Raw genomic sequence first — 1,921 nt, 5'->3', positions numbered from 1 at the left:
ATGATGACTTCGCCCATCACCCGACGGCTATCCAAACCACCTTGGCTGGCTTGCGTAATAAGGTTGGTCAGGATAAGATGATTATTGCGCTAATCGAACCTCGTTCAAATACCATGAAGATGGGTGTTCATGCTCAGACGCTATTAGCCAGTGCTGAAGAGGCCAATCATGTGGTTTGGGCAGACTTGTCGGATATGACTTGGTTGGATGACTTGATTGCTCAAACGGCAAGCAAGCAAAGCACTAAGCATGAGCTTGGCAATACCCTTAATGACTTAATCAATAAGGTAAAGTCTAAGCTCTCGGGTGAAAGTCATATTGTGATCATGAGCAATGGCGGCTTCGCAGGTATTCATGGCAAGTTAGTGGAAGCGCTAGAGGAACAGGTGAATGACTAAGGTGGTCGAACCGGTATCAATAGCGATTACTGGTGCATCGGGCGCGCAGTATGCTCTGCGCTTGATTGAATGTTTACTAAAGCAGAGCGTGCCGGTTTACCTGATGGTGAGCAAGGCAGCGCATATTGTAATCGCCACAGAAACCGAATATAAGTTGCCCGCACAAGCAGCACAAATGGAATCCTTCCTCAGTGACCATTTTTCTGCCGAGCCCGGAATGATTCGTGTTTTTGGCAAAGAGGATTGGATGTCTCCTTTAGCATCTGGCTCCGGTGCACCGAGTCGAATGGTGGTTTGCCCATGTAGTACAGGGTCCTTATCAGCCATCGCAACGGGAGCAAGTAATAACCTGATCGAACGTGCCGCTGACGTGGCTTTGAAAGAGCGTCGTCAGTTGATACTAGTTCCCAGAGAAGCACCTTACTCAGAAATTCACCTAGAGAATATGCTCAAGCTCACGCGTATGGGGGCAGTTATCCTCCCGGCAAGCCCAGGTTTTTACCATCAACCAAAGTCTATCGAAGATATGGTCGACTTTGTTGTAGCACGTATCTTATCTCAATTGGGCTTGGAACAGTCTTTGATGCCGAAATGGGGTGAGTAAGTTTTCAACGGGGTCAGACTCGATTGAAACTCTTCGTAGTTAGAACATTCCACGGCTCGCTGGCGGTTTAGCACGGGGAAAGTTTTTTCGAGGGGGAATCTGCTTAAGCTTTGATATGCTTAATATCGTCTCCAGTCAGCTCAAAAGCCTGTCCAAAGCCTTTCACATAAGTACCTGAAACCGCAGTTAGTCTGAATAGATGAAAGTCGGGTAGAGAGCGAAGCAGCTTCACTGTATTTCCATGACGTTTTTCAAAGCCATCAAGAATATTGTTCCATTCAGGGTCTTCTTGCTTGAGTTCTTCTGCTTTGCACTTAAGGTTTAGTCGCTTGCGGGCAAAAACGTTTTTGCTCTTGTCTTCATCTTCAATGATCAAAATAGAGAGACTGGGGTGAGCAAGTAAATTGTGCGTGTGTGTCGCAAGCTGACTGATAAAAATGTAGTAAGCTGAGCCCGTTTTCAGAAAGGGGGTATAGCTGATGCACGGCTCTTTATCTTTTCCAAGTGTTGCTAATTGGAGTGTCTGAATTTGCTCGTTGAGTTCAGCGATTTCAGTTTGAATTTGCTCTGTACTGATTTCAGGGTTCTTTGCCATGGTGTTTACTTTTCTAGCTGTTTTATCGCGCCTTGCATCATTGCTGAGTTAAGCACTTGTGTGCCCCGCTTAGAACGATTTGCCTCAAGAATCAGTGCAGCGGCAACATCGTGAGCTTGAATCGCTTTTAAATTGCCAGGGAGTATGCCCATAAATACTTCACCTAGCTTTTCAGCTGGACGAAATTCACCTCTGTCGCCGAGTAATAGGCTAGGCCTAGCAAGTGCTATATGAGGATAATTGAGCTCAAGTAGCTGATGTTCCAGTTCGCCTTTCATTTGCATATAGTAGGAGAACGCTTTCACCTTGGCACCATGCGCAGAG

2 protein-coding genes and 2 pseudogenes are annotated in these 1,921 nt (G+C 46.2%); 2 read left to right on the top strand and 2 right to left on the bottom strand.

Features of this window, described 5'->3' with window-relative positions; translation table 11 throughout:
- A pseudogene (locus A3763_RS29350) lies at window positions 1–398 on the top strand (UDP-N-acetylmuramate:L-alanyl-gamma-D-glutamyl-meso-diaminopimelate ligase); the annotation flags it as partial.
- Entirely contained in the window at window positions 391–1,002 is a 612-nt protein-coding gene (locus A3763_RS26545) for a flavin prenyltransferase UbiX (protein ID WP_068510562.1), read from the top strand. The pseudogene A3763_RS29350 and the gene A3763_RS26545, both read left to right, overlap by 8 nt.
- A 103-nt stretch (window positions 1,003–1,105) precedes the next feature.
- On the opposite strand, the gene A3763_RS26540 is transcribed toward A3763_RS26545, so the two are convergent.
- Together A3763_RS26540 and A3763_RS29345 are read right to left on the bottom strand one after the other, a co-directional pair.
- Window positions 1,106–1,597: a HugZ family protein gene (locus A3763_RS26540; RefSeq protein WP_068510560.1), complete on the bottom strand. Its 492-nt coding sequence runs from the start codon at window positions 1,595–1,597 to the stop codon at window positions 1,106–1,108.
- Between the two features lie 5 nt (window positions 1,598–1,602).
- A pseudogene (locus tag A3763_RS29345) lies at window positions 1,603–1,921 on the bottom strand (hypothetical protein); the annotation flags it as partial.

Source organism: Oleiphilus sp. HI0128, from assembly GCF_001635365.1.
This window is presented reverse-complemented; position numbering and strand designations above follow the sequence as displayed.

Bases quoted from the DNA above. Each gene is read 5' to 3' on its own strand.
- A3763_RS26545 (WP_068510562.1), top strand. From the start codon at position 391: ATGACTAAGGTGGTCGAACCGGTATCAATAGCGATTACTGGTGCATCG.
- A3763_RS26540 (WP_068510560.1), bottom strand. From the start codon at position 1,597: ATGGCAAAGAACCCTGAAATCAGTACAGAGCAAATTCAAACTGAAATC.